This window comes from Streptomyces sp. NPDC006174 (genome assembly GCF_040614075.1).
Taxonomy (GTDB): Bacteria; Actinomycetota; Actinomycetes; order Streptomycetales; family Streptomycetaceae; genus Streptomyces.
Genome location: NZ_JBEXTJ010000005.1, coordinates 13,375 through 37,439, shown reverse-complemented (window position 1 = coordinate 37,439; position 24,065 = coordinate 13,375). Strand labels below are relative to the sequence as shown.

Below are 24,065 nucleotides of genomic sequence, written 5' to 3'. Positions count from 1 at the left end.
GGGAAGCGCCGACATGCCGACCTGCCCGAACGGACACCAGTCGGGTTCCGAGGACTGGTGCGAGGTCTGCGGACACCGCATGACCGGAACGGGCGCCCCCGCCGGCGCCGTACCTCCGCCGCCCCCGCCGCCTCCCGCGCCCGGTTACGGCTATCCGCCGCCCGTCGGCAACGACGGCGGCCCGCCGACGATGCAGGCGGAGCTCTGCCCGCAGTGCCGTACGCCGCGCGAGGCGGGCGCGCCGTACTGCGAGGAGTGCCGCTGGAACTTCATCACCAGCACGGCCACCTCGTACACACCGCTGGCCCCGCAGCACAGCACGCCCGGCGGCCCTGGCGGATCCGGCCCCGTCGGCCCGCCGCCCGGTCTCAACCTGCCGCCCGGCTTCCTGGCCCAGCAAGGTCCCGGAGCCCAGGGTGGCCCGGGCGGCCAGGGCGGTCCCGGAGGACAGGGCGGTCCCGGAGGACAGGGCGGTCCCGGCGGCGCGCCCCAGTCCCAGCTCCACTCCCAGCCTCAGTCCCAGCCCCATCGGGACCCGTTCGAGTTCCAGGGTTCGCGGCCTTCGCAGGTGAACCGTCCGGCCGAGCCGCTCGCTCCGGAGCAGACCGGTCACGGCGACCGGTCCGGTCACGGTGGCCAGTCCGGTCACGGCGGCCAGGACCAGCGCGGTGGCTCCTCAGGCCCCGGCGGACAGAGCGGACCGGGCGGCCAGGCCGGCCAGGCCGGTCCTCCGCCGCACGCGTTCCAGCAGGGCCCGCCGCCTCCGCCGGCCTTCCAGCAGCAGGGTCCGCCGCCTCCGCACCAGCAGCAGGCGCCTTCACCGTTCGAGCCGCAGCAGTCCCCGCCCTTCGCGCCGCCCCAGCAGCAGGCCCCGCGCGGTGGTGGTGGCGACGACTGGGTCCTGTCGCCGCCCTCCCAAACCCAGGCACCGCAGCCGCAGCAGCAGGCCCAGCAGCCGCCTCAGGCGTTCCAGCAGCAGGCCCCGTACCAAGGCGGTCAGCAAGGCCAGGGCGGTCAGCAGACCGGCCACCCCGATCAGAACCACAGCAACCAAGGCAACCAGGCCTACGGCCAGGACCAGGGCTACGACCGGAGCCAGGGCAACCAGGGCTTCGGCCAGGTCCCCGGTCAGGTGCCGGGCCAGGGACAGCCGCAGCAGCCCGCCACCACCACCTGGACCGCCGTCATCGCGCCGGACCGTCAGTACTTCCTGGCGATGATGCAGCGCAGCGGCCCCGACGCGACCGGCCTGAACCTGCCCGCCTACTCCCCCGAGCAGCGCCTGCCGCTCACCGGCAGCCAGGTCACCATCGGCCGCCGCCGGCACAGCACCGGCGAGTCGCCGGACATCGACCTGTCGGTGCCGCCGGAGGATCCGGGCGTCTCGCACCAGCACGCGGTGCTGGTGCAGCAGCCCGACGGCGGCTGGTCCGTGGTCGACCAGAAGTCCACGAACGGCACCACGCTCAACGGCGCCGAGGACCCGATCCAGCCGTACGTCCCCGTCCCTCTCCAGGACGGCGACCAGGTGCACGTCGGCGCCTGGACGACGATCACGATCCGCCGGGACTGAAAGCGCTCATCCGGGCAGCGGCCAGGTGTACGGCCCCTCCGGGTCGTCCAGCCAGGACCACTGCCGGCCCTGCTCGACCGTGACGCCGTACCTCTCCCGCCGCGGGTGCTCCTCGCGCTCCCAGAGCGAGAGGGCCTCGCGCGGATCGAGGCTGCCCGCCGTCAGGGTCAGCAGGAACCGGAACAGCTCGTCCCCGATCGCGCGCCTCGGCACACCGCCGGGGCGCGCGACGGGTTCATGCAGCGGTGAGGCCCCGCGCAGAGGCACGAAGTACGCCGGGGTGTGCAGGAAGTGCCCTTCGGCGCGCGGGCCGTACGCCGTCGCGCGGACCTCCAGTGAGACGAGCCCGGTCGCGACCGGTGCCAGGATCCGCGCTCCCGGAGCGCACTGTCCCGGCCAGGCGTGCGGTACGGAGGGGAGCGCGCAGGTCGCGATGATCCGGTCGTACGGGGCTCGCTGCGGACAGCCACGGGCACCGTCGCCGGTGATGACCGTCGGGCGGTATCCGGCGGCGGCGAGATGGCTGCGGGCCGTGTCCGTGATCTCCGGGTCGAGATCGACACTGGTCACCGCCGCGTCGCCGAGCCGGTGGGAGAGCAGCGCCGCGTTGTAGCCGGGCCCGGTGCCGATCTCCAGGACGGTGTGGCCGTCGAGCAGGTCCAGGGCGTCGAGCATCAGGGCCATCAGCGAGGGCTGGCTGGAGGACGAGATGAGCTCGCCGTCCCGCATCCGGGTGGCCAGCGCCTCGTCCCCGTACACTCCGCGCAGCCAGCGCCGACGGCGTACGGGATCCGGGTCGTCGCCCCAGAGCCGCTCGTAACCGCGGCCGCCGTGCACGTAGTAGTACGGCACGAAGAGGTGGCGCTCCACCTCCTCGAAGGCCCGGCGCCAGGCGGGATCGGTGAGGCCGCCGTGCGCGACGATGTTCCGTACGAGGGTGTGACGCGCCTCGTCGGCCTCGGGGTCGGAGCCGGTCTCGGCGGGGACTTCCCGGTGTGCGCCCATGTCTCCACTGTCCTGCGGCGGGACGGCGTAGGCGACCGCACGCGACCGCACACGGATCGCTGAGTGGTCCCGGCCATTGGTCCTAGGACCCCTGACCTCGGCCGCCGCGTCTGCGACCATGGACGGGTGACAGAGATTCCGCGCGACACGCTTCAGGAGCAGACCTTTTACGAGCAGGTCGGCGGCGAGGAGACCTTCCGGCGCCTGGTCCACCGCTTCTACGAGGGGGTCGCGGGCGACGAGCTGCTGCGGCCGATGTACCCGGAGGAGGACCTGGGCCCGGCCGAGGAGCGCTTCGCGCTGTTCCTGATGCAGTACTGGGGCGGCCCGCGCACCTACAGCGACCACCGAGGCCACCCGAGGCTGCGGATGCGGCACGCCCCGTTCCGGGTGGACCGGGCGGCGCATGACGCGTGGCTGGCCCATATGCGGGTGGCGCTGGACGAGCTGGAGCTGGCGCCGGAGCACGAGCGGCAGCTGTGGGACTACCTGACGTACGCGGCGGCCTCGATGGTCAACACGGCGGACTGACCGCTCCGCCAGGAGAACGGCGGCCCGTCCGTCTCAACAGACCGGCAGGAGAACGGCGGCCCGTCCGCCTCAGCCGTGCTCCACGGTCAGAGCCAGCGACCCGAGCCCGCCCACCGGATCCCGGCGCAGGGCGACCGAGCCGAACGGGGTCCGCAGCCGCAGCCAGCCGCCCGAGGCGAAGAGCGAGACGGGGAATTCGGGGTCGGCGCGGAGGAAGCCGAGGGACTGGGCTGCGTGGACCGCGCGCAGCGGCAGCTCGGTGGCGCCGACGGGCCGGGACCAGATCTCGCGGCCGATCCGGTCGCGTTCGGCGCGGGTGCGCAGCTCCTCGGGCAGCGCCTCGTCCCGCGTACGGAATTCGGCGACGGCCGCTTCGAGGTCGGCGCGCAGGACGTCGGGCCGAGGCAGGCCGGTCTGCTCCCGCCACGGCCCCCGGGGCGGCAGGACGCCGGTCCAGGGCGGCCCGGTGACGGGTTCGGGCAGCACACCGCCACGCTCGTCGGGACCCTCACCGGAGGCGTCTCCCGGGCCCTCTCCGGAGATGTCGAGTGACTCCAGCAGCTCGCCGGCCGACACCGTGACGTCGAGCGTCTCGGGCCGGGCCAGGCGGGCCGTACGGACGGCGAGGACCTCGAAGGAGGGCGGCCGGCCGAACACGGCCAGTGCGTCGCCGCCGCCCGCCTGCAACCGGACCGCGGCGGCCCGGTCGTAGTGGAGCAGCCGGCCGAGGAAGGCGGCGAGATCCGCCGCCTCCCTCGGGTCGGCGAACAGCAGCGACTGCACAGGCACGGTCATGCCGCGGCGGGCTCCTCTGCCAGGTACTGCTGGAGGAAGAGCTTCTCCTCGGCGGAGATCCGCCGGGGCCGCTCGGCCGCCAGGTCGTACGGGACGACGACGGTCGAAGCCCGTACGTACACCTGGTCGGGGTCCTTGATCTCGTAGGCGATCGTCAGCGACGCGGCGCCTATCTTCGTGACCCACGACTCGACGGTCACCGGCTCGTGCCGGTGGACCAGCGGCCGTACGTAGTCGATCTCGTGCCGGGCCACGACGGACCCGCCCGAGAACGACGGCGAGCCGTCCCCCGGCGCCAGCCGGAACATGAAGTCGATGCGCGCCTCCTCCAGGTAGCGGAGGAAGACCACGTTGTTGACGTGGCCGAAGGCATCCATGTCCGACCAGCGCAGGGGGCAGCTGTAGAGGTGACGAGCCAAGACGATCAGCCTCGCGTGAGCTTCTTGTACGTGGCACGGTGCGGACGGGCCGCGTCCGCGCCGAGACGCTCGATCTTGTTCTTCTCGTACGACTCGAAGTTGCCCTCGAACCAGTACCACTTGGAGTCACCCTCGTAGGCGAGGATGTGCGTGGCGACGCGGTCCAGGAACCAGCGGTCGTGGGAGATGACCACGGCCGCACCGGGGAACTCCAGCAGCGCGTTCTCCAGCGAGGAGAGCGTCTCCACGTCCAGGTCGTTGGTGGGCTCGTCGAGGAGCAGCAGGTTGCCGCCCTCCTTGAGCGTCAGCGCCAGGTTGAGACGGTTGCGCTCACCACCGGAGAGGACGCCGGCCGGCTTCTGCTGGTCCGGGCCCTTGAAGCCGAACGCGGAGACATAGGCGCGCGAGGGCATCTCGACCTGGCCGACGTTGATGTAGTCCAGCTCGTCCGAGACGACGGCCCAGAGGGTCTTCTTCGGGTCGATGTTGGCGCGGGACTGGTCGACGTAGGAGATCTTGACCGTGTCGCCGACCTTGATGGCGCCGCTGTCCGGCGTCTCCAGGCCCTGGATCATCTTGAACAGCGTGGTCTTGCCCGCGCCGTTCGGACCGATGATGCCGACGATGCCGTTACGGGGCAGCGTGAAGGACAGGTCGTCGATGAGGACCTTGTCGCCGAAGGCCTTCGAGAGGTTCTCGACCTCGACGACGATGGAACCGAGGCGCGGGCCCGGCGGGATCTGGATCTCCTCGAAGTCCAGCTTCCGCATCTTGTCGGCCTCGGCCGCCATCTCCTCGTACCGGGCGAGACGGGCCTTGGACTTGGTCTGGCGCCCCTTGGCGTTGGACCGCACCCACTCCAGCTCTTCCTTGAGCCGCTTCTGGCGCTTCTCGTCCTTGCGGCCCTCGACCTTGAGGCGGGTGGCCTTGCGCTCCAGGTACGTGGAGTAGTTGCCCTCGTACGGAATCGCGCGGCCGCGGTCGAGCTCGAGGATCCACTCGGCGACGTTGTTCAGGAAGTACCGGTCGTGGGTGACGGCGACGACGGCACCCGGGTACTTCGAGAGGTGCTGCTCCAGCCAGTTCACCGACTCGGCGTCGAGGTGGTTGGTGGGCTCGTCGAGGAGGAGGAGGTCCGGGGCCTCGATGAGCAGCTTGCAGAGCGCCACGCGGCGCTTCTCGCCACCGGAGAGGGTGGTGACCGGCCAGTCGCCGGGCGGGCAGCCCAGCGCGTCCATGGCCTGCTCCAGCTGGGCGTCCAGGTCCCACGCGCCTGCGTGGTCCAGGTCCTCCTGGAGCTTCCCCATCTCGTCCATGAGCGCGTCGGAGTAGTCGGTCGCCATGAGCTCGGCGACCTCGTTGAAACGCTGGAGCTTGCCCATGATCTCGGCGGCGCCGGCCTGGACGTTCTCCAGGACGGTCTTGCTCTCGTCGAGCTTCGGCTCCTGCATGAGGATGCCGACGCTGAAGCCGGGCGACAGGAACGCGTCACCGTTGGACGGCTGCTCCAGGCCCGCCATGATCTTCAGCACCGTGGACTTACCGGCGCCGTTGGGCCCCACGACACCGATCTTCGCGCCGGGCAGGAAGTTCAAGGTGACGTCATCAAGGATCACCTTGTCGCCGTGCGCCTTGCGCGTCTTGCGCATGGTGTAGATGAACTCAGCCAAGAGAAACCGTCCGGCAGCAATAGAGGTGTGGGCAGATACACCCCATCTTGCCTGACGTCCATCCCCGGACGGAAACCCGTCCAGGGATGAACGGGCCCCGGCCCCGGGACCAGCCGTTACGCGCCGTGCTGCCGGGGCACCTGGGCCGCTTCCTTCCGGCGCAGGACGAACAGCGTGCCGCCGCCGATCACGAGGAGGCCGACGGCGAGCGCGGCGATCATCGGGGTGGTGCTGGAGCCGCCGGTGGCCGCGAGGTCGCCTTCCAGGCCGGAGGTGGTGGTGCCGGTGGAGGCGGGGAGGGGGTCGCGGGCGGTCTGGGTGTTGATGCCGCTGTCCTCGTCGGCCGGCAGCTCCTTCTCGGCCGCGGCGACGCTGCCGCTGGTGGCGCAGTCCAGCACGCCGGTGAAGTTCTTCCGGAAGCCGCCGGGGCCGGTGATGGTGAAGTCGTACGCCTGGTCCTCGGCCACCGGGATCGTCACCGTCTCGGTGTCTCCGGCCGCCACGGTGTGCTCGGCGCCGCCCAGCTCGAAGGTGAACGGCTCGTCACCCTGGTTGGCCGCGGTGATGTCGACGCCGCCGGCCACGCAGTTCTTCCGCGCGGTGAGCGCAGGCGCGGCGCCTGTCTCGGCCCAGGTGGCGGTGGCCCGTGCGGAGACCGTGGACTCGCTGGAGCCGGCCAGGATCTGGGTCTGGGTGCGGGTGGTCCCGGCGAAGGCGCGGCCGACCGGTACGGAGGTGGTGGTCTGGACGCTCAGCGAGGCGGAGCCGTCGGCGCTGCCTTCCGGCACGTCGAAGTAGAGGCGGGCGCCGTCGGTGGCGGCGGTGACGGGCGTGCCCTTCTCGTCGGTCACCGTGATGCCGCTCGCCGCCGCGTCCACCGGAGGCGAGACGGAGACCTGGTCCGCGTCGGTGCGGACAATCACCGGGCCCAGCCGCTCCCCGGCCCGGCCGGAGACCGCAGCGGGCTCCAGCGTGAGGGACGCCCGGGGCTCGACGACGTTGCGCGCGCTCTTCTGCAGCCAGTCGGCGAGCTTCTCCGCCTGCCGGTCGGAGGCGGTGACGTCGGCGCCGTCCGAGTACCGCCAGATGGCGACCTGGGTGCCCGCGGCGGCGGTCCTCTCGGTGAGCGGCCCGGTGCCCGCCGCCTCGGCCAGCGCGGCGAGGTCGTCGACCCGCGGGTAGGAGTGCTGGAGGATCCACCGGATCTTCCCGGCGTTCCGGTTGGCGCCGAGCGAGGTCTCGGCCCACGGCGTCTCCAGGTATCTCGCCTGGTCCTGGGTGGGGTTGTGGAGGTCGATGCAGTACGTCTTGAGCTTGCCGCCGCCGTCCACGGTCATCTCGAAGAGCCCGGCGGGCAGCTCCTGCGTACGGTCGGGGGCGCCGTCCTCGCCCGGGGTGCGGAGCACGGCGCTGTCGAACGTCTTCAGCCCGTCGAGCACCGCGGCCGCGCCGCCCTGGTACCTGGCCGGGTCGTCGGCGGCCGCCGTGCCCGTCGCGGCGAGCGTGGCCGCCGTGACGAGACCGGAGAGCAGTAGCGCGGTCACCGGCCGGAAGAAGCCCAGGCCTCGCCGTAGCCGCCAGGTCCCGGAGGCCTCCCCGACCCGTGACGCTCTGCCACGGACGGCGTGCACCGCCTTCGCGTCGGACGGCGAAGCGGACACTGAAGGCGCAGAAAACACAGAATTCCCCTCCGGGCGGGACCCTCGCGCGTGGTGCGCGTGTGGGGAATGCCCCGCCAGCAGACTCAAGTGATCCATGAGCTCTGGGAATCCTAAGGACCGGGCGAACCACCGTCCCCCGTACTGCCCCCGGCCAACCATTCCGAATCGGAATCGTTATCGCCGGGCCACCCGTGCGACCAGCCCTTTCAGGACACGGCCGCCTTTTCGGCGGCTCGTTCCGACAGGTCACGTGACGCGCCGGAACCGTCGTCCGACTCTCCGTCAGCTCCGCTGTGCGAGGCCGCCGTCAGCGCCGGTTCGGTCCTGACGACCCGGCGGAAGGCGGCGGTCCCGCGGCTCAGGTCGTGGCCGACCGCGACCGCCTCGACATCGACGAACGTCCGCCGTCCGCCGTCCCGTTCCTCCTCGCGGACCTTCAACCGGCCGTGCACCACCAGTGGTTCCCCGATCGCCACCGAGGCGGCCAGGTTGGCGGCGAGTGTCCGCCAGGCCCACACCGTGTAGAAGCTGGTGGGCCCGTCCGCCCAGAGCTGCGTCTCTCGGTCCCGGCGCCTCGGGGTCACGGCAAAGCGAAAGCGCGCCATTCCCCCGGTCGCCGTCTCGCGGAACTCCACCGCCGTAGCGGCGTTTCCCACCAGCGTCACCGTCGTCTCGTTCATTTCCCGCCCCCGCTTTCCGTCGTTCCGGCCGTACGTCTCGTATCCATGCGCCGGCGAACGTTCCTGCCGACGACTTCATGGTGAACGCCGGAAGCGCGTCGCGCCGGAGCCTGTGGACTACTGGCCGGTTGTGGAAAACTCCGTCACCGCCACGTACCGCTCGCGCACCTCCCGGTAGCGCACCAGCTCCGCCGAGACCGGGTCCAGGACCCTGGCCCGGCCGCACCCGGCCGCCGCCTCGCGCAACCTCCGTTCGGCGTCCTGCCCGTAGCGCCGGGCGGGGCCACGGATCGCCGCCGCGCAGGACCACTCCACCAGCGGCCCGCCGACGACTCCGGCCAGCATGATCAGGGCCGGTGTGACGAGCCCCGGCTCCAGGATCCCGACGATCTGGCCGAGCAGCCAGAGACCGCCGAAGACCTGGAGCAGCGTCATGGACACCTGGGCCAGCACCGCGGCGGGCCACCACTTCGGCCGAGGCGGTTTGGCCGGCCGGCCGCCGAACGCCACGCCGGTCGCGGGACCCCGCCCCACCGACGTACCGACCCGCCCGGAACCACCGTCAGCCTCGGACCCCAGGGAAGCCTTGGACCCCTTGGATCCCTTGGAGGAACCGCCCCCCGCAGCCGCCTTCGCCGCCAGCTCGTCCAGCGCCTCCGGCAGCCCCTGCGCCCCGGTGAAGGCGGCCTCGCGCACCGCCTGCGCCCAGGGTGCGGGCAGCCCGTGGGCGGCGTCGTCGGCGACGATCCGGACCGCCTGCTCGACCCGCTGCCGGGCGGTCGGCTCCTCCTCGGGCGGGGCGAGCGCCTGGCCCATCCGGTCCAGGCTGCCCGGCAGCCCCCGGGACTCGTACCAGCGCCAGAGCCGCAGCCACGGCGTCCCGCACGCGCGTCCCGCGTTCCGGCGCCACTCCCGCTCGGCCGCCTGCCCGGCAGCCGCAGCACCGACCGCCTCGGCCAACCGGTCCGTGAACTCCTCCCGGGCCCGCTCCCCCAGACCCGGCCGCCCCTCCGCCACGTACACCGGACGCAGCCGCGCCGCCGCCGCGTCCACATCGGCGGAGAGCCGGCGGGTCGCGGCCGTACGGTCCTGGACGAACCGGCCGACCATCTCCCGCAGTTCGGGCACGCCGTCGCCGGTCAGCGCGGACAGGGACATGACGGTGGCGCCGGGTTCGCCGTGCTCGCCCAGCGCCATACCGTCCTCGTCCAGGAGCCGGCGCAGGTCGTCGAGCACGAGGTCGGCGGCCTCGCCGGGCAGCCGGTCGATCTGGTTGAGGACGACGAAGGTGACCTCCGCGTGCCCGGCCAGCGGACGCAGGTAGCGCTCGTGGAGGGCGGCGTCCGCGTACTTCTCCGGGTCCACCACCCAGATCACCGCGTCGACCAGCACCAGCACCCGGTCCACCTGGTCACGGTGAGCGGTCGCGGCGGAGTCGTGGTCGGGCAGGTCGACCAGGACGAGCCCTTGGAGCGCCTCGTCGAAGGCGGCGGGCCCGGGATGCGGCCTGCGGCGGAGACGGCCGGGGATCGCGAGGCGGTCGAGCAGGCCCGCGGCACCGTCGGTCCAGCTGCACGCGATGGGCTGGGAAGTGGTGGGGCGGCGCAGCCCGGTGTCGGAGATCTGGGCCCCGGCGAGCGCGTTGAACAGGGTCGACTTCCCGCTCCCGGTGGCCCCCGCGATGGCGACGACCGTGTGCCGCGAGGAGAGCCGCTGCCGGGCGGCGGCCTCGTCCAGTACGCGTCCGGCCTCGGCGAGGGTGTCCCGGTCGAGCCGGGCGCGGGAGAGGCCGACGAGTTCACGCAGGGCGTCGAGCCGGGTCGGCAGGGGGCCGCCGGAGGGCCCGTACGCCTCGACCTGCGGCTGTACGTCGTCGTCCTCGGGAGCGGAGCCGGCGGAGCCCACGTCCGTACGGGCATCGCCGCGTCCGGACGTACTGGTGCCGGACGTCCCGGTTCCGGGATCGCCGGTCGAGGACGCACCGCTGCGGGCGTCGGCCGCCGCGGCACGCCGTGCGATGAGCCCGTCGTCCCAGCGTCCGGCGTCCTCCTTACCCGGAACTCCCGGAGCTTGCGCCTCCTTCAGCTCCCCCGTCCCCGCCGTGCCGTTGCCCTGGTCCTCGTCCGTGACGGCAGTCATCGCTGCCACCTCTCCTTCTGCAGTACGGAAAGCGCGGCGATCAGTGCGGCCTGCGGCTCGGGAGCGACGTCGAGCGCGTCGAGCGGCGCGAGGCGGCGGTCGCGTTCGCCGCCGAGTACCTGGTCCAGATAGGTCGTCAGCAGTTGGCCGCCCTTGTCGCGGAGGCGCAGCGCGCCCTGGGCCCCGATGCGTTCGGCGAGCTGCTCGCCGGCCGTACGGGCCCGCCGTCCGCCGAGCAGGGCCGCCGCGAGCAGGGCGGCGACGGTCTCGGGGTCGGGCGCCACGCTGCGTTCGAGCTGCCGCACCTCCTCCTCGGCGAGCTCCTCCAGAACCCGCCGCCACCGCCGTACGGCCACGGCGATCCGGCCCTCGATGTCCTCGGCGGGCCCCCACGCACCGGCCTCCCGCCCCGCGCCCTCGAACCGGAACACTCCGGCGGCGGGCTCGCGGCTCCACCGCGTACGGATCTGCGCGTCGGCGGCGGAGACGGAGCACTGGAGGAGGGCGATGAGGCTGTCCTCCAGGGCTTCGAGGAGTTCGCCGGGTGAGCTGTAGAGGGGGTAGCCGCGCCACCGGGTCCGCGCGTCGCCGGAGAGGACCGCTCCGCTCTGGAGCCGGCGCCGGACGCGGGCGGCCTCCTTGCCGTACGCGTCCTCGACGACACCGGTGAGCCGTACGGAGGCGGCGTACTGCGCGGCGACGGCCGACGCCAGCTCGGGCATCCGTACGTTGAGCGATTCGATGAGCCCGGAGGCCGTACGTCCCACCGCCTGCTGTCGCGCTGCGGGGTCCTGGGCCCGGTGGGTGAGCCAGGCGCGCAGCGGGGCGACGGCGGTGGTGGGGAGCAGCCCGCTGCCGCCGCCCGCGGACTCGGGGAGTTCGGGGATGGTGAAGCGCGGTACGTCGCCGAGCCCGGCGCGGGTCAGGAGCGCCGCGTACTGCCGGGAGACCTCGGCGATCACCTGGTGCGGCACCCGGTCGAGGACGGTGACGAGGGCCGCGTCGTACTCCTTCGCGGTACGCAGCAGATGCCAGGGCACCGCGTCGGCGTACCGGGATGCCGTGGTGACCATGACCCAGATGTCGGCGGCGCAGATGAGTTCGGCGGCCAGGACCCGGTTGCGTACGACGAGGGAGTCGATGTCGGGGGCGTCGAGGATGGCGAGCCCGCGCGGCAGGCTGACGGCGGTCTCCACGCGCAGCACGTTCGCGTCGTCGTCCGCGCCGGCGCCGAGGTCGTCGAGCCCGTCGGGGTCGCGGGCCTGACCCGGCGGCAGCCAGATCCGGGTGAGCTGCGGCAGCACCCGTACGCCCGCGAACCAGTGGTGGTCGTCTGGGTGACACACCAGCACGGGCGTCCGCGTGGTGGGCCGCAGCACCCCGGCCTCGCTGACCCGGCACCCGACGAGCGAGTTGACCAGCGTGGACTTCCCGGCCCCGGTGGATCCGCCGATCACGGCGAGCAGCGGGGCCTCGGGGTCCTTGAGCCGCGGCAGGAGGTAGTCGTCGAGCTGCGCGAGGAGTTCGACCCTCGTCTGCCGGGCGCGTTCGGCCCCCGGCAGCGGGAGTGGAAGACGCACGGCGGCGACACGGTCGCGCAGGGCGGAAAGTGCGTCGATGAGCTGAGGCCGTACGTCCATGGTCACCACATGCGAAGAATGCCCAATTTTGGCGCCCTTTTGAAGCTTATAGACCCCTCTGCGCGGCGGTTCCACCCTCCGGACAGCGTCAGAGCGAACCCCGGACAGACCTCGGGCAGACCTGGGGCAGACCTCGGACAGACTCCGGACAAGAGGGACGAGTGGGGCACAGGCATAACGAGTGCACAACACCCGGGCCGCATGGCGCGAAAAGCTATGCACGATCCGCACACACCTGCGATTATCGGTTCGCTTCACCGAACCTCCACATCGTGCCACGCAGGTGAAGCAACCGGGTCCAGGCGATCGGAGCCCTATCCTTGTCCCGGCACGGCCACGGAACCACCCGATCAGGGCTCCCGGCCCCCGTAGCTCAGTGGATAGAGCAGGCGCCTTCTAAGCGCTTGGCCGCAGGTTCGAGTCCTGCCGGGGGCGCACCGACCGCACGACCGTGAGGCCCTCCACCCGGAGGGCCTTTTCGCTGGTCGGAGCAGGTTAGCGGGGGTGGGGTAGTGGGGGCGTAAGGACCGCCGCGCACTGGCTCCCGATGTTGCGTTACGCCCCCCTCACGCGTCCCGCCGCCGGAGGAGCGGCAGGGCGGCCAAGGCAAGAGACGTCGTGCGGGCGGTGACCAGGGCCATCACCTCGCGCACCCGGTCCGTGAGGACGGCGAGCCGATCCGCGCCCGCTGCCTCCGGCGCCTTCAGCCGCGCGAACTCCTCGATCACCCGGCAGGTGACGGCCGGAGCGAGCAGGTTGCGGCCCTCGGCGACCGTAAGGATCGCGGCGCGCAGGTCGTCCGGCTCGATGTCCTTGAGCAGGAAGCCTGCAGCTCCGTGGCGCAGGGCCTCGAAGACGTACGCGTCGACCTGGTACGTCGTCAGCATGATCACCCGGACCCCGTCCAGCGAGCGGGCGGCGGCGATCCGGCATATGACCTCCAGGCCGTCGACTCCGGACATCCGGATGTCTGTCATCCCGTCGATCCCTCCGTCGGCAGCGTCGCCCGGACGCGGAAGCCGCCGCCCGGCACCGGACCGTACGCGAGGGCCCTCCCTCCGCGAGCACCCGCTCCCATATGCCGATCAGCCCGAAGCTCTCGCCGGTGGCGGGCTCGGAGCGAGGTGGGCTGTCGTCCGCGATCTCGATGTCCAGGTGTGTGTCCCCGCCGGTCAGCGAGACCGCGACCCGCTCGGCACCCGAGTGCTACACCACATGGGTCAGTGCCTCCTGCACGATCCGGTACGTGGTCGTCTCGACGACCGCCGAACAGGCTGCACTAGCCTCGACCCCCTCCACCAGCTTGGCCAGCTGGTCCAAGCGGGGCGCCGGGGCGGTGGTCTCCGTCTCGCGCAGGACGGACAGCGTGGCGCGCAGCTCCCATACCGCCTCCCTCCCGAGACCCGCACCCGCTCCTGGCGCACCCGGCGCACGGCCTCCCGCTCCCGTTCCTCCTCCGCCCGTTCGGCCCGTGCCTCGTACTCCGCGAGCAGCTCGCGCCGGGTCCGCACGGCCTCGCCGAGCAGCAGCGGCACGAGCGGCCAGACCATCTCCAGGACCGGCAGGCCCTGCGGGTTGACCACGTCCCGGCCCACGATCAGAGCCACCACGCCGGAGCCGGCCGCGGCGATCAGGCCGGTCCACAGGGTGCGGCGGCGGTCACCCAGGACGGGCCACCGTGTACAGCGCCACGATGACCGGCAGGTTCAGCAGCTCGCCGATGTGTCCGTGCAGCGCCCATCCGGCGCACGCCGCCCCGGTCACGCACACCACCGGAACGGGTCGGCGGCGGCGGAAGGCCAGCGCCGCGACCGAGACCGCGAGCAGGGCCCAGCTGAGCGTGTCGGCCTGCCGGTAGCCGGGGTCGTTCACCGCAAGGTCAGCGGCGGTGAGCAGGCCCACCACCGCCACCACCAGCAGATCCGCGGAGAGCGGCGGAAGGGCGCGCAAGCACGCGGTGAGGCGGTCGAAGATCGTCACTCCTGGACGGTAGGAGCCGGTGGCTCCAGGCGCATACGACGGTGGGAGTACGGGACGTGGCGCACCCTCCTCCGTGCCGGGCGCGCCCCTTCCCGTACGCACCCCAGCGCCGGAACTCCCGCCCCACCCGCCCCGCCCCTCCCCCTAAGCGGAATCCGCCGCACAAGAGTGGTGGGCCGACGAAACGTTCGGTACGGGAGGACGTTCAGGGCGGCGCAAGAACGGGCAAATCGATCCTGTACGGCCCCTAGGCGGAATCCCGCCGCCGGGCGTCCCCCACCTCTCCGCAAACCCGTTCGGGCGAGCGCAACTTCGTTGTGCCGTCCGGCATCCGAGCCTGCCCGCCACCTCTCGAACAACCCTGCGAACCCCCGTATCACCTGGAAAGGAGCGCCACGATGGCGACGCCTCTGTCCGCCGACAAGCTGCTCAAAGCCCTCCGCGCCGAAGGCCTCCACGTCGTCGAGCACCGGAGCTGGCGTACGAACAACCGGAATCACAAAGGGCCCTGGGGCCCGACGCACGGCGTCATGATCCATCACACCGTCACCTCGGGCACCGCCTCCTCCGTCGAGCTCTGCTACAACGGCCACTCCGCCCTCCCCGGACCCCTCTGCCACGGCGTGATCGCCAAGGACGGGACCGTCCATCTCGTCGGGAACGGGCGCGCCAACCATGCCGGGCTCGGTGACGACGACGTCCTGCGGGCCGTCATCGCGGAGAAGGCCCTGCCGCCGGACAACGAGTCCAACACCGACGGCAACCGGTACTTCTACGGCTTCGAGTGCGTCAACCTCGGGGATGGGAAAGATCCCTGGCCCGCCGCCCAGTTGCTGGCGATCGAGCGGGCCGCCGCGGCCGTCTGCCGGGCGCACGGGTGGGGCGAGCGGTCGGTGATCGGGCACCTGGAGTGGCAGCCGGGCAAGGTCGATCCTCGGGGCTTCACCATGAGCTCGATGCGGACCAGGATCGGCAAGCGGCTGGACGGTGCGCCGGACGGGCCCGCCGAACCGCCTCCGAAACCGACGTACGAACCGTTTCCCGGAGCCTCGTTCTTCAAGGCCGGCCGCACCAGCCCGATCGTCACGGCGATGGGCAAGCGTCTGGTGGCCGAGGGGTGCGGGCGGTACACGGTGGGGCCGGGTCCGGCCTGGTCCACGGCGGACCGGAACTCGTACGCGGCCTGGCAGCGCAAGCTCGGCTACAACGGCACCGACGCCGACGGCATCCCGGGCAAGAGCAGCTGGGACCGGCTCAAGGTGCCCAACGTGTGAGCCGAAACAGGCGAGTCGGCTACAGCGCGATGGCCAGCAGAACGCTTGCCGCCAGCACCAAGGCGGTGCGGATCCGGTGGAAAGTGTTCCATCGCGACTCGAACGCCCGGCGGGCTACGCTGTCGTCGCCGCCCTCCGACGTCGCGAGCGCGTTGTTGAGCGGGATGTTCCCGGCGATCGTGACCAGGTGGCCGGCGACCGCGCAGACGAGCGCCGCCACGAGCGCCGGGCCCGCCACCTCGTCGTGCTCGCCGAGTCCGGTGAAGAGCGCGGCGCCGGGCAGAGCGACCACGCCGAGGAAGAGGACGAGGAAGAGCGGCCCGGGGACCTTCTCGTTGAAGCGGCGCATCGCCGCCGTGAACTGCTCGTCCGGCAGTTCGGCGAGACCGGGCATGATCGCGATCAGGAACGTCAGCATGATGCCCGCGTAGAGGCCGGTGACGATCACGGAGAGCACCAGGAGCAGGGAGGTCATGGCGGACATCATGACCGGTGGCAGCCGTTCGCACAGCCAGTTTTCGTGTGAGTGTGCGAACGGCATGGTCGCCGTCGTGGTGCCTGGCCGCTCAGCCGATCTCGCCCTCGTCCTCGCCTCCACCGGCTTCCGGCTCGGTCCCGTTCCTGAGCGCCTCCGCCTGGCCGATCGCCGTCGCCAGCTTCCGTACGGAATCGTCCTCGGTCTCGTCCGCCAGCTTCGTGGCGCGCGAGGCCAGTGCGCGCAGTGCGGGTGTGCCGGGAAGGTCGCCGCCGCGCAAGGTGTCGGCGAAGTAGGCTGCCACGGCGGCCACTTGGAGCCGCTGTGACTCTCCGCCCCACAGCCTGCCGTCGATCGTGCCGGTCCGCGCCGAGCCGCTTTCCTCGTACGCCTTACGGGTCTTGGGGTCGAGCCAGCGCACCGTCGCCTTGGCCACCTGGCCGGAGGCGCCCTCGCGCAGCCGTACGGCGTAGAGCGCGGTGACCGTGTGGCCGGGGCCGACCTCGCCGCCGTCGACGTTGTCGTCGCGGAAGTCCTCGTCGGCGACCTTGCGGTTCTCGTAGCCGATGAGCCGGAACTGCCGCACGTTCTTGCGGTCGAAGGCCACCTGCGCCTTGGCGTCGCGCGCCCGGAGTTCGATGTGGGCGGGCAGCTGGTCGACGAAGACCTTGCGGGCCTGCTCCTCGTCGCCGACGTACGTGGTGTGGCCGTCGCCCCGGTTGGTGAGCCGCTCCATGAACGCGTCTCCGTAGTCGCTGCCGACGCCGACGCCGAAGAGGGTGATGCCGTACTCGCGGCGGGCGGAGTCGATGCGTTCCAGGATGTTGTCGGCGTTGGTGTCGCCGGTGTTGGCCAGCGCGTCGGAGAGCAGCACCACCCGGTTGTTCACGCCCTTGCGGTGGCCCTTGACGGACTCCTCGTAACCGCGCATGATCCCCGCCTCCACATTGGTGGACTGGGCCGGTTCCATGGCGTCCACCACGTCCCGGATCTTGTTCCGGTTGCCCTTGAGGCGGGTCATCGGCAGCCGCGTCTCGGCCTCGTCGCTGAAGGTGACGAGAGAGACGGAGTCGTCGTCGCGCAGCTCGTCGGTCAGGATGTTCAGCGACTTCTGGACCAGTCCCAGGCGGCCCGGGCCGGCCATGGAACCGGAGATGTCGACGACGAACGTCAGCGAGGCCGGCGGGCGTTCGCTGGTCGGCGGCGCGGCCTTGGTGGCCAGTCCGACCCTCAGCAGCGACCAGTCGGAGGGGCCGGAGCCGACGTCCGCGCCGATGCGCGCGCCGTCGACCGTGACGGAGAAGCCGTTGCCCTTCGGACGCTCGTACCCTTGGCGGAAGCTGTTGACGAACTCCTCCGGCCGTACGTTCACCGGGTCGGGCAGCCTGCCGTCGCCGAGAGTGGAGCGCGCGTAGCCGTAGCTGGCGGTGTCGACGTCCAGGGCGAAGGTGGAGAGGTAGTCCGGCGCGGCGATGTCCGGCTCGGCCTTCTCATCGCTCGCCTCGGACGGCCGGCCCTGGTCCGGTGCCACCGCGTCCGGTGCGCCTTTTCCGTCGCCGGTCGTGCCGTGCGGCGGGCGTGCGCCCGAGCGCTTGTCGGCGGCGGTGCCCTCCGACGAACCGCCCGCACCGCACGCCGTGAGCACCATCCCGCCCGCGAGCAGAAGCGCCACCACACCCGCCCGGCGCCCTGCCCGGACACCTGTCGTCCGCTTGCCGTTTCGCTGGTCCATCCGTAACCCCCCACGTCATCACGGTGTCGCGTTCCTGTCTCCGACACCTGTGAATGTGACGTACGGGGCCGCCGACCGGAGTCGACGAAAGCGTTGCGGAACCGTCTCGATGCGGCAACAGAGGCCGGTCCGGGCGCCTTTGGGGGCGCCAAACCCGCGGAACATCAGGTTCAGGACACGATGTCCTTACGACTGAACCCGCGGAACGCCAGAGCGAACAGGATCAGCGCGTACGTCACCGAGATCGCCGCTCCCTTGATCATGCCGCCCCACTCCAGCTCCGGCTGGAGCGCGTCGGCCCACGCGAACTGCCAGTGCGCCGGCAGGAAGTCGCGCCAGGAGCCGAGCGCGGTGACCGCGTCGAGCACATTGCCGACGATGGTGAGGCCGACCGCGCCGCCGACCGCGCCGAGCGGCGCGTCCGTCTTCGTGGAGAGCCAGAACGCCAGCCCGGCGGTGACGAGTTGCGAGACGAAGATGAACGCGACGACGAGCGCGAGGCGCGGCACGGTGTCCCCGGCCGCCAGCGCTCCTCCGGTCGGCAGTTTCAGCGGCCCCCACCCGTAGGCCGCCGTGCCCGCCACCAGTGCGACGACCGGCAGCAGCACCATCGCGGCGAGGCTGAAGGCGAGCGCGACGACGAGCTTGGACCAGAGCAGCCGTACGCGCGGTACGGGCGCGGCGAGCAGGTAGCGCAGCGAGGACCAGCTCGCCTCGGAGGCGACGGTGTCCCCGCAGAACAGGGCCACCGGGATCACCAGCAGGAAGCCGGCCGAGACGAAGAGCGAGGTGGCGGCGAAGTTCGCGGCGGACTCGGTCGCTACGTCCATCAGGTTGATGCGGCCGCCGCCGCGTCCGCCACCGCCGCCGTCCTCGCCGTCCGGCGTGCCGCCGATCGCGAAGGCGATGATCAGGATGAACGGCAGAGCCGTGAGGATTCCGCCCATGAGCAGGGTGCGGCGGCGGCGCAGCTGGCGCATGGCCTCCACGCGGAGCGGGAGCGTGCGCCCGGCGCGGTAGCCGGCGGCCTCCGGGTGCTCGGGCGCCACCTCGGCCTCGGGCGGCTGTACGGCGGCGCTCATGCTGCTCCTCCGGAGATCAGGGTGAGGAAGGCGTCCTCCAGGCGGCGGTGCGGGCCGACGCCGGTGACCGGGACGTCGAGCCGGACGAGGTCGGCGACGAGGCGCGAGGTGGTGGCTCCGTCCAGGCGGACCAGGAGGCCGCGCCCGTCGTCGGTGCGGACGGCGGAGCCGATGCCGGGCAGTGCGGCGACCTTCTCCGCGAGCGGCTCGGACACCTCCTCCGCCGTGGTCACCAGGATCATGTCGCCGGAGCCGGTGATCTCGGCGACCGGACCGGCCTGGACGAGCCGGCCCCGGTCCATGACGACCAGGTGGGTGCAGGACTGCTCGACCTCGGAGAGCAGGTGGCTGGAGACGATGACGGTCCGGCCACCGGCCGCGTACCGGATCATCACGTCACGCATCTCGCGGATCTGCGGCGGGTCGAGCCCGTTGGTCGGCTCGTCGAGGATGAGCAGGTCCGGCATGCCGAGCATGGCCTGCGCGATGGCCAGCCGCTGCCGCATGCCCTGCGAGTACGTCCGTACGGCGCGGGCCAGCGCGTCGCCGAGGCCCGCGATCTCCAGAGCCTCGTCGATGTACGCGTCCTCGGCGGGCCGGCCGGTGGCCTGCCAGTAGAGGTCCAGGTTGGCGCGCCCGGAGAGGTGCGGCAGGAAGCCCGCGCCCTCGACGAAGGCGCCCACGCGGGACAGCACCGGCGCGCCCGGCCGGATGGCCTGCCCGAAGACGCGGATCTCGCCCTCGTCCGGGCCGATGAGGCCCATGAGCATGCGCAGCGTGGTCGTCTTGCCCGCGCCGTTGGGCCCGAGCAGCCCGAGGACCTGGCCCTTCTCGACGCGGAAGGAGAGCTCGCGCACGGCGTACCGGTCGACGGACTTCGCGTACTTCTTCGAGAGCCCGGTGATCTGGAGCGGTACGTCGGTGAGTTCGGGGTCCGGTGCGGGCGTCGCGGTCCGGCGGCGAGCGGTGATCAGGAGCGCGGCCGCGATGACGAGGGCGGCGGCCGGGAGGCCCCAGGTCCACCACGGGAGAGTGGCCGCGGCGGTCTTGACGGCGGGTGCGGTGGGGACGGTCAGCGGTCCGTCGGCGGTCACGGTGTAGGTGGCGGGCTCGGCCGGGGACGCGTAGCCGAGGTCGGTCGCGGAGAAGACGAGCCGCATCCGGTGCCCGGCGTCGAACTCGTGGTCCACGGCCGGCAGCGCCAGCTCGATCGGCTTGCCCTGCTGGTCGGGCGTGATCCGGTAAGGAGCGACGAGCTGGGAAGGCAGCACCTGCTGGCGGCCGTCCGGCGACACGTCGTACACCTTGCCGAAGAGCACCGCGTCGCGGCCCTCGGTCGCCTTGACGTTCACGCGGACGGTCGGCGTGCCGGTGACGTGCACGGAGGTGTCCAGCGGGGCCGACTCGAAGCGGCCGAACTGTCCGGGGAAGTCGAGCGAGAGGCCGACGCCGAGCGAGGAGAGCTGGGAGAGTCCGCCGCCGATGCCGGGTACGGCGGAGATGGCGGGCGGGACGGAGCCGGCGGGGTTGCGGAAGGTGGTGGTGGCGTTGGCCGGTGCTGCCTTCTTGTCAGCGACGGCGGACGCGCCGGTTCCACCGCTTTCCTCCGGCCTGTCGGTGTCGTCGGGCCGGTCGGTGCCACCGATGCCGCCGGTGTCGCCGGGCGCGGCGCCTGCCGCCCGGAGCGGGATCTCGCGGCCGCCGCTGCGCAGGCCCGGGTAGGTGTCGCTGGAGGCGCCGCGCTTGAGGGCCGCGCCGTCGGTGGAGTCGATGCCTCCGGTACGGGTGACGCGGAAGGCGGGTCCGGTGTCGGTGCCGGTCTCCTCCTTCAGGTACCGGTCGAACCAGGAGCCGACGCGCCCTGCGACGCGCGCGGTCTCGTTGTCGCCGCCGTCGTGGCCGCCGGAGATCCAGTCGACGGAGACGGGCGCGCCGTTGGCGCTGATCGCCTTCTGCATGGCGTCGGCATGGCCGAGCGGGAAGAGGGAGTCGGACTGGCCCTGGAGGAGGAGCGAGGGCACCTTGATGCGGTCGGCGACGGCGGACGGCGAGCGCTCGGTGAGCAGCTTCGTCGCGGCCGCGTCGGGCTTGCCGCTGACGGCGACGCGCTCGTACATCTCGCAGAGCTGCTTCTCGAACCTCTCGCAGCCGCCGCCGGTGGTGATGAAGATCCCGGCCCAGAGCTTCTTGAAGACGCCGTCGGGGAAGAGGGCGTCGGCCAGGTTCCAGTAGGTGATCACGGGCGCGATGGCGTCGACGCGCTGGTCGTGTCCGGCGGCGAGCAGGGAGACGGCCCCGCCGTAGGAGGCGCCGGTGAGGCCGACGCGGGGATCGCCCTTCTCGTCCAGCTCGACCTCGGGCCGCTCCGCCAGCCAGTCGATGAGCCCGGAGACGTCCTTGACCTCGTGGTCGGGGTCGTTGAGCGAGATCTCTCCGCCGGACTTCCCGAACCCGCGCGCCGACCAGGTCAGCACCGCGTACCCGTCGGCGGCCAGCTTCTCGGCCTGGGCCCGCACGTCGTTCTTGCTGCCGCCGAAGCCGTGGCCGATGAGGACGGCGGGCCGCTTACCGGAACCTCCGGAGGTGAAGTACGAGGTGTCGATCTCCACCCCGCCCGGCCGCAGCGTCCGGTCCTCGCGCTGCACGGCGGGCGGGCCGTCATCGGCGACGGCGGTCCAGGTGCCGCCGCCCACCAGCACAGCGAGCACGGCGACAGCCGCGGCCCACCGGCCAGGGGTGCGAGGCAGCAGGCGCCGCCATCGAACAGTAGGAGTCTCCATCCCTTGACCCTAAACGGAGGACGCAACCCGGTTGAGTGCCACCAGGCTGAGGTGAGCAGCCTCCCTGAGAGGTACGGTGCGCCCGCGCCGTACTCCGGACGCGGTACGGCCCTTATCCCGGCCGAAGGCGATTGCGGACATTGGCCGCGCAACGACCGTGACGGACGCGATGGCCCACCGCCCGGCCCCTGCCAACCGCGACGGCCCGCCTACCGCCCGGCCCGCACCGGCCGCGGCGCGGCGAGATCCAGCGGCGTCTCCACCGGCAGCAGGGCCGCCGCCCGCTCGCGCTCTCCCGCGCGCACCGCCGCGTGCACCTCGCGGGCGAGCGGGGTGACATCGCGTACGGAGACGGTCCACTCGTCCGCGTACCGCCGGGACGCCTCGCCGCTCAGGCCCAGTTGCAGGGAGCGGTACGGGAGCGGGTTCAGGTCCAGGTCACGTTCGGGGTCCCACTGGACGCGGGCGGGAGCGGTGCGCAGGCCGCGCTTCCAGGTGGCCTGGTCCGGGTGCACATCGTGTACGTAGTGGGAGAGTTCGGCGTGCGCGAGGGCCCACTCCAGGCCGGCGCGCTCGATCTCGACGGCGAGGACGACCTCCTGGCCCTCCTTGGTGCCCCAGCCGCAGCGGTACATCATCCACAGGAAGCTGGGCTTGATCCACGTCATCCGGTCCCGCTTCCAGTTGGCGGGAAACCGCCCGTCGCGCGCGGCGGGCAGCCCGATGGCGGGCCGGTACGCCTGGTAGACGGTGACCGTGGTGGCGGTGTGGAGCGCGCGGATCTCGTAACGGGGCGGGAGGGACGGGGTGTTCATGGGGCCAGGATGCGGGACGCGTGCGCGGGCCGGCACCTCGTTTATTTCCGGGCACGCCCGGGCTCCGGTGCGGCATGACCGACCAGGCCGGTGGCTACGGCGGGGCCGTCCGCCGCTGCCGGCTCTGAAGGTGGCTGCCAGCTCCGAAGACCGCTGCCGGTCCTGAAGGCCACCGCCGGTCCTGAAGCCACCGCGGCGGTTAGCGGCGCGCCACGGACATGCCTCCGTCCGTCCTCGGCATCAGCGAGGACGGACGGAGAGACGCATCAGGACGGTCAGTGGTTACGCGGGAACCCCAGGTCCACGCCGGCCGGTGCGTCCGCCGGGTCGGGCCAGCGGGTGGTGACGACCTTGCCTCGGGTGTAGAAGTGCACGCCGTCGTTGCCGTAGATGTGGTGGTCGCCGAAGAGCGAGTCCTTCCAGCCACCGAAGGAGTGGTAGCCCACCGGGACCGGGATCGGCACGTTGACGCCGACCATGCCGGCCTCCACCTCCAGCTGGAAGCGGCGGGCCGCGCCGCCGTCGCGGGTGAAGATCGCGGTGCCGTTGCCGAACGGCGAGGCGTTCATGAGCGCGACGCCGTCCTCGTACGTCTCCACGCGGAGCACGCACAGGACCGGGCCGAAGATCTCGTCCTTGTACGCGTCGGAGTCGGTGGAGACCTTGTCCAGGAGCGAGAGGCCGATCCAGTGGCCGTCCGCGAAGCCCTCCACCGTGTGGCCCGTGCCGTCGAGGACGACCTCCGCGCCCTGGGCGGCGGCGCCCGTGACGTAGGAGGCGACCTTGTCGCGGTGGGCGGCGGTGATCAGCGGGCCCATCTCGGAGGCGGGGTCGTTGCCGGGGCCGATCTTGATCTTCTCGGCGCGCTCGCGGATCTTGGCCACCAGCTCGTCGCCGATCGCGCCGACCGCGACGACCGCCGAGATCGCCATGCAGCGCTCACCGGCGGAGCCGTACGCCGCCGAGACCGCCGCGTCGGCGGCCGCGTCCAGGTCGGCGTCCGGGAGGACGAGCATGTGGTTCTTCGCGCCGCCGAGCGCCTGGACCCGCTTGCCGTTGGCGGAGGCGGTGGCGTGGATGTAGCGGGCGATGGGGGTGGAGCCGACGAAGGAGACCGCCGCCACGTCGGGGTGGTTCAGGAGGCCGTCCACCGCGACCTTGTCGCCGTGCAGCACGTTCAGGACGCCGTCCGGAAGGCCCGCCTCCGCCGCCAGCTCGGCCAGCAGGTTGGCCGCCGACGGGTCCTTCTCGCTCGGCTTCAGCACGAACGTGTTGCCGCACGCGATCGCCAGCGGGAACATCCACATCGGCACCATGGCCGGGAAGTTGAACGGCGTGATGCCCGCGACCACACCGAGCGACTGGCGGATGGACGAGACGTCGACCCGGTTGGAGACCTGGGTGGAGAGCTCGCCCTTGAGCTGCGTGGTGATCCCGCACGCCAGCTCCACGATCTCCAGACCGCGGGCGACCTCGCCGAGCGCGTCCGAGTGCACCTTGCCGTGCTCGGCGGTGATCAGCGCGGCGATGTCGTCGCGGTGCGCGTCGAGCAGCGCGCGGTAGCGGAAGAGGACCGTGGTGCGCTGAGCGAGCGAGGAGGTGCCCCAAGTGGCGTACGCGGCCTTCGCGGCCGCCACCGCCGCGTCGACCTCCTCCACCGAGGCCAGCGCCACCTGCGTGGTGACCTGGCCGGTGGCCGGGTCGGTGACCGGACCGTACTGGCCCGACGTGCCCTCCACTGTCTTGCCGCCGATCCAGTGGTTGACGGTCTTCGTCATGACGTACTCCTTCAGGCTTCAGGCAGGCATGAGGGC

Annotated in this window: 18 protein-coding genes, 1 tRNA gene and 1 pseudogene; 4 read left to right on the top strand and 16 right to left on the bottom strand. The window is 72.1% G+C overall.

All coding sequences use genetic code 11. The features are described from left to right. Positions 1–13 precede the first annotated feature (13 nt). On the top strand, positions 14–1,573 hold the full coding sequence (locus ABZ267_RS12475) for an FHA domain-containing protein (RefSeq protein ID WP_356750129.1): 1,560 nt from the start codon (positions 14–16) through the stop codon (positions 1,571–1,573). A gap of 6 nt (positions 1,574–1,579) precedes the next feature. Here ABZ267_RS12475 and ABZ267_RS12470 read toward each other — a convergent pair whose 3' ends face one another. Then, positions 1,580–2,578: a methyltransferase domain-containing protein gene (locus tag ABZ267_RS12470; RefSeq protein ID WP_356750127.1), complete on the bottom strand. Its 999-nt coding sequence runs from the start codon at positions 2,576–2,578 to the stop codon at positions 1,580–1,582. Positions 2,579–2,704: 126 nt separating this feature from the next. On the opposite strand from ABZ267_RS12470, the gene ABZ267_RS12465 reads away from it, so the two are divergent. After that, the gene (locus ABZ267_RS12465; protein WP_356750125.1) at positions 2,705–3,109 is read left to right on the top strand and encodes a globin; all 405 of its coding nucleotides are present in this window, start codon (positions 2,705–2,707) and stop codon (positions 3,107–3,109) included. 69 nt (positions 3,110–3,178) lie between these two features. Here ABZ267_RS12465 and ABZ267_RS12460 read toward each other — a convergent pair whose 3' ends face one another. The 7 genes from ABZ267_RS12460 to ABZ267_RS12430 form a co-directional block, all read right to left on the bottom strand. After that, complete coding sequence (locus ABZ267_RS12460; RefSeq protein ID WP_356750123.1) at positions 3,179–3,904, bottom strand: hypothetical protein; 726 nt, start codon at positions 3,902–3,904, stop codon at positions 3,179–3,181. Next, complete coding sequence (locus tag ABZ267_RS12455; RefSeq protein WP_007448086.1) at positions 3,901–4,323, bottom strand: thioesterase family protein; 423 nt, start codon at positions 4,321–4,323, stop codon at positions 3,901–3,903. Before ABZ267_RS12455 ends, ABZ267_RS12460 begins: the two co-directional genes overlap by 4 nt. Positions 4,324–4,328: 5 nt before the next feature. Further along, positions 4,329–5,993 (bottom strand): energy-dependent translational throttle protein EttA, encoded by a 1,665-nt coding sequence (ettA, locus tag ABZ267_RS12450; RefSeq protein WP_356750120.1) that lies wholly within the window; start codon positions 5,991–5,993, stop codon positions 4,329–4,331. Positions 5,994–6,109: 116 nt separating this feature from the next. Beyond that, entirely contained in the window at positions 6,110–7,672 is a 1,563-nt protein-coding gene (locus ABZ267_RS12445; RefSeq protein WP_356750118.1) for a Cys-Gln thioester bond-forming surface protein, read from the bottom strand. 188 nt (positions 7,673–7,860) lie between these two features. After that, a complete protein-coding gene (locus ABZ267_RS12440) occupies positions 7,861–8,334 on the bottom strand; it encodes a single-stranded DNA-binding protein (RefSeq protein WP_356750116.1) in 474 nt (157 codons plus the stop codon). Between the two features lie 117 nt (positions 8,335–8,451). Continuing rightward, entirely contained in the window at positions 8,452–10,473 is a 2,022-nt protein-coding gene (locus ABZ267_RS12435; protein WP_356750114.1) for a GTPase, read from the bottom strand. Then, the gene (locus ABZ267_RS12430; protein ID WP_356750112.1) at positions 10,470–12,113 is read right to left on the bottom strand and encodes a dynamin family protein; all 1,644 of its coding nucleotides are present in this window, start codon (positions 12,111–12,113) and stop codon (positions 10,470–10,472) included. The genes ABZ267_RS12435 and ABZ267_RS12430 overlap by 4 nt, the downstream gene beginning before the upstream one ends. Positions 12,114–12,475: 362 nt before the next feature. Between ABZ267_RS12430 and ABZ267_RS12425 the strand changes: the two genes are divergently transcribed. Continuing rightward, positions 12,476–12,548: transfer RNA gene (locus ABZ267_RS12425), tRNA-Arg, on the top strand. 188 nt (positions 12,549–12,736) lie between these two features. Here the strand turns inward: ABZ267_RS12425 and ABZ267_RS12420 are convergent. Both ABZ267_RS12420 and ABZ267_RS12415 read right to left on the bottom strand, forming a co-directional pair. Further along, positions 12,737–13,090: pseudogene (locus tag ABZ267_RS12420) on the bottom strand (response regulator); the annotation flags it as partial. 682 nt (positions 13,091–13,772) lie between these two features. After that, a complete protein-coding gene (locus ABZ267_RS12415) occupies positions 13,773–14,093 on the bottom strand; it encodes a hypothetical protein (RefSeq protein WP_356750110.1) in 321 nt (106 codons plus the stop codon). A 398-nt stretch (positions 14,094–14,491) separates the two neighbouring features. On the opposite strand from ABZ267_RS12415, the gene ABZ267_RS12410 reads away from it, so the two are divergent. Beyond that, a complete protein-coding gene (locus ABZ267_RS12410) occupies positions 14,492–15,367 on the top strand; it encodes a peptidoglycan-binding protein (RefSeq protein ID WP_356750108.1) in 876 nt (291 codons plus the stop codon). A 19-nt stretch (positions 15,368–15,386) separates the two neighbouring features. Here ABZ267_RS12410 and ABZ267_RS12405 read toward each other — a convergent pair whose 3' ends face one another. The 6 genes from ABZ267_RS12405 to mmsA form a co-directional block, all read right to left on the bottom strand. After that, on the bottom strand, positions 15,387–15,842 hold the full coding sequence (locus tag ABZ267_RS12405; protein WP_356750106.1) for an anthrone oxygenase family protein: 456 nt from the start codon (positions 15,840–15,842) through the stop codon (positions 15,387–15,389). A gap of 91 nt (positions 15,843–15,933) precedes the next feature. Next, positions 15,934–17,574 carry a von Willebrand factor type A domain-containing protein gene (locus ABZ267_RS12400; RefSeq protein ID WP_356750104.1) on the bottom strand — a complete coding sequence of 547 codons (1,641 nt, stop codon included), beginning with the start codon at positions 17,572–17,574 and terminating at the stop codon, positions 15,934–15,936. Positions 17,575–17,744: 170 nt separating this feature from the next. Beyond that, the gene (locus ABZ267_RS12395) at positions 17,745–18,656 is read right to left on the bottom strand and encodes an ABC transporter permease (RefSeq protein WP_356750102.1); all 912 of its coding nucleotides are present in this window, start codon (positions 18,654–18,656) and stop codon (positions 17,745–17,747) included. Continuing rightward, entirely contained in the window at positions 18,653–21,436 is a 2,784-nt protein-coding gene (locus ABZ267_RS12390) for an alpha/beta fold hydrolase (protein WP_356750100.1), read from the bottom strand. The genes ABZ267_RS12395 and ABZ267_RS12390 overlap by 4 nt, the downstream gene beginning before the upstream one ends. 209 nt (positions 21,437–21,645) lie before the next feature. After that, positions 21,646–22,251: a DUF4291 domain-containing protein gene (locus ABZ267_RS12385; RefSeq protein WP_356750098.1), complete on the bottom strand. Its 606-nt coding sequence runs from the start codon at positions 22,249–22,251 to the stop codon at positions 21,646–21,648. A 275-nt stretch (positions 22,252–22,526) separates the two neighbouring features. Continuing rightward, positions 22,527–24,029 (bottom strand): CoA-acylating methylmalonate-semialdehyde dehydrogenase, encoded by a 1,503-nt coding sequence (gene mmsA, locus ABZ267_RS12380; RefSeq protein ID WP_356750096.1) that lies wholly within the window; start codon positions 24,027–24,029, stop codon positions 22,527–22,529. Positions 24,030–24,065 lie beyond the last annotated feature (36 nt).

What these genes read in the sequence shown, in the direction of transcription:
- ABZ267_RS12470 (WP_356750127.1), bottom strand. Translation starts at nt 2,578, where the DNA reads ATGGGCGCACACCGGGAAGTCCCCGCCGAGACCGGCTCCGACCCCGAG.
- ABZ267_RS12410 (WP_356750108.1), top strand. Translation starts at nt 14,492, where the DNA reads ATGGCGACGCCTCTGTCCGCCGACAAGCTGCTCAAAGCCCTCCGCGCC.
- ABZ267_RS12405 (WP_356750106.1), bottom strand. Translation starts at nt 15,842, where the DNA reads ATGACCTCCCTGCTCCTGGTGCTCTCCGTGATCGTCACCGGCCTCTAC.
- ABZ267_RS12390 (WP_356750100.1), bottom strand. Translation starts at nt 21,436, where the DNA reads ATGGAGACTCCTACTGTTCGATGGCGGCGCCTGCTGCCTCGCACCCCT.
- ABZ267_RS12435 (WP_356750114.1), bottom strand. Translation starts at nt 10,473, where the DNA reads ATGACTGCCGTCACGGACGAGGACCAGGGCAACGGCACGGCGGGGACG.
- mmsA (WP_356750096.1), bottom strand. Translation starts at nt 24,029, where the DNA reads ATGACGAAGACCGTCAACCACTGGATCGGCGGCAAGACAGTGGAGGGC.
- ABZ267_RS12475 (WP_356750129.1), top strand. Translation starts at nt 14, where the DNA reads ATGCCGACCTGCCCGAACGGACACCAGTCGGGTTCCGAGGACTGGTGC.
- ABZ267_RS12385 (WP_356750098.1), bottom strand. Translation starts at nt 22,251, where the DNA reads ATGAACACCCCGTCCCTCCCGCCCCGTTACGAGATCCGCGCGCTCCAC.
- ABZ267_RS12400 (WP_356750104.1), bottom strand. Translation starts at nt 17,574, where the DNA reads ATGGACCAGCGAAACGGCAAGCGGACGACAGGTGTCCGGGCAGGGCGC.
- ABZ267_RS12440 (WP_356750116.1), bottom strand. Translation starts at nt 8,334, where the DNA reads ATGAACGAGACGACGGTGACGCTGGTGGGAAACGCCGCTACGGCGGTG.
- ABZ267_RS12395 (WP_356750102.1), bottom strand. Translation starts at nt 18,656, where the DNA reads ATGAGCGCCGCCGTACAGCCGCCCGAGGCCGAGGTGGCGCCCGAGCAC.
- ABZ267_RS12460 (WP_356750123.1), bottom strand. Translation starts at nt 3,904, where the DNA reads ATGACCGTGCCTGTGCAGTCGCTGCTGTTCGCCGACCCGAGGGAGGCG.
- ABZ267_RS12430 (WP_356750112.1), bottom strand. Translation starts at nt 12,113, where the DNA reads ATGGACGTACGGCCTCAGCTCATCGACGCACTTTCCGCCCTGCGCGAC.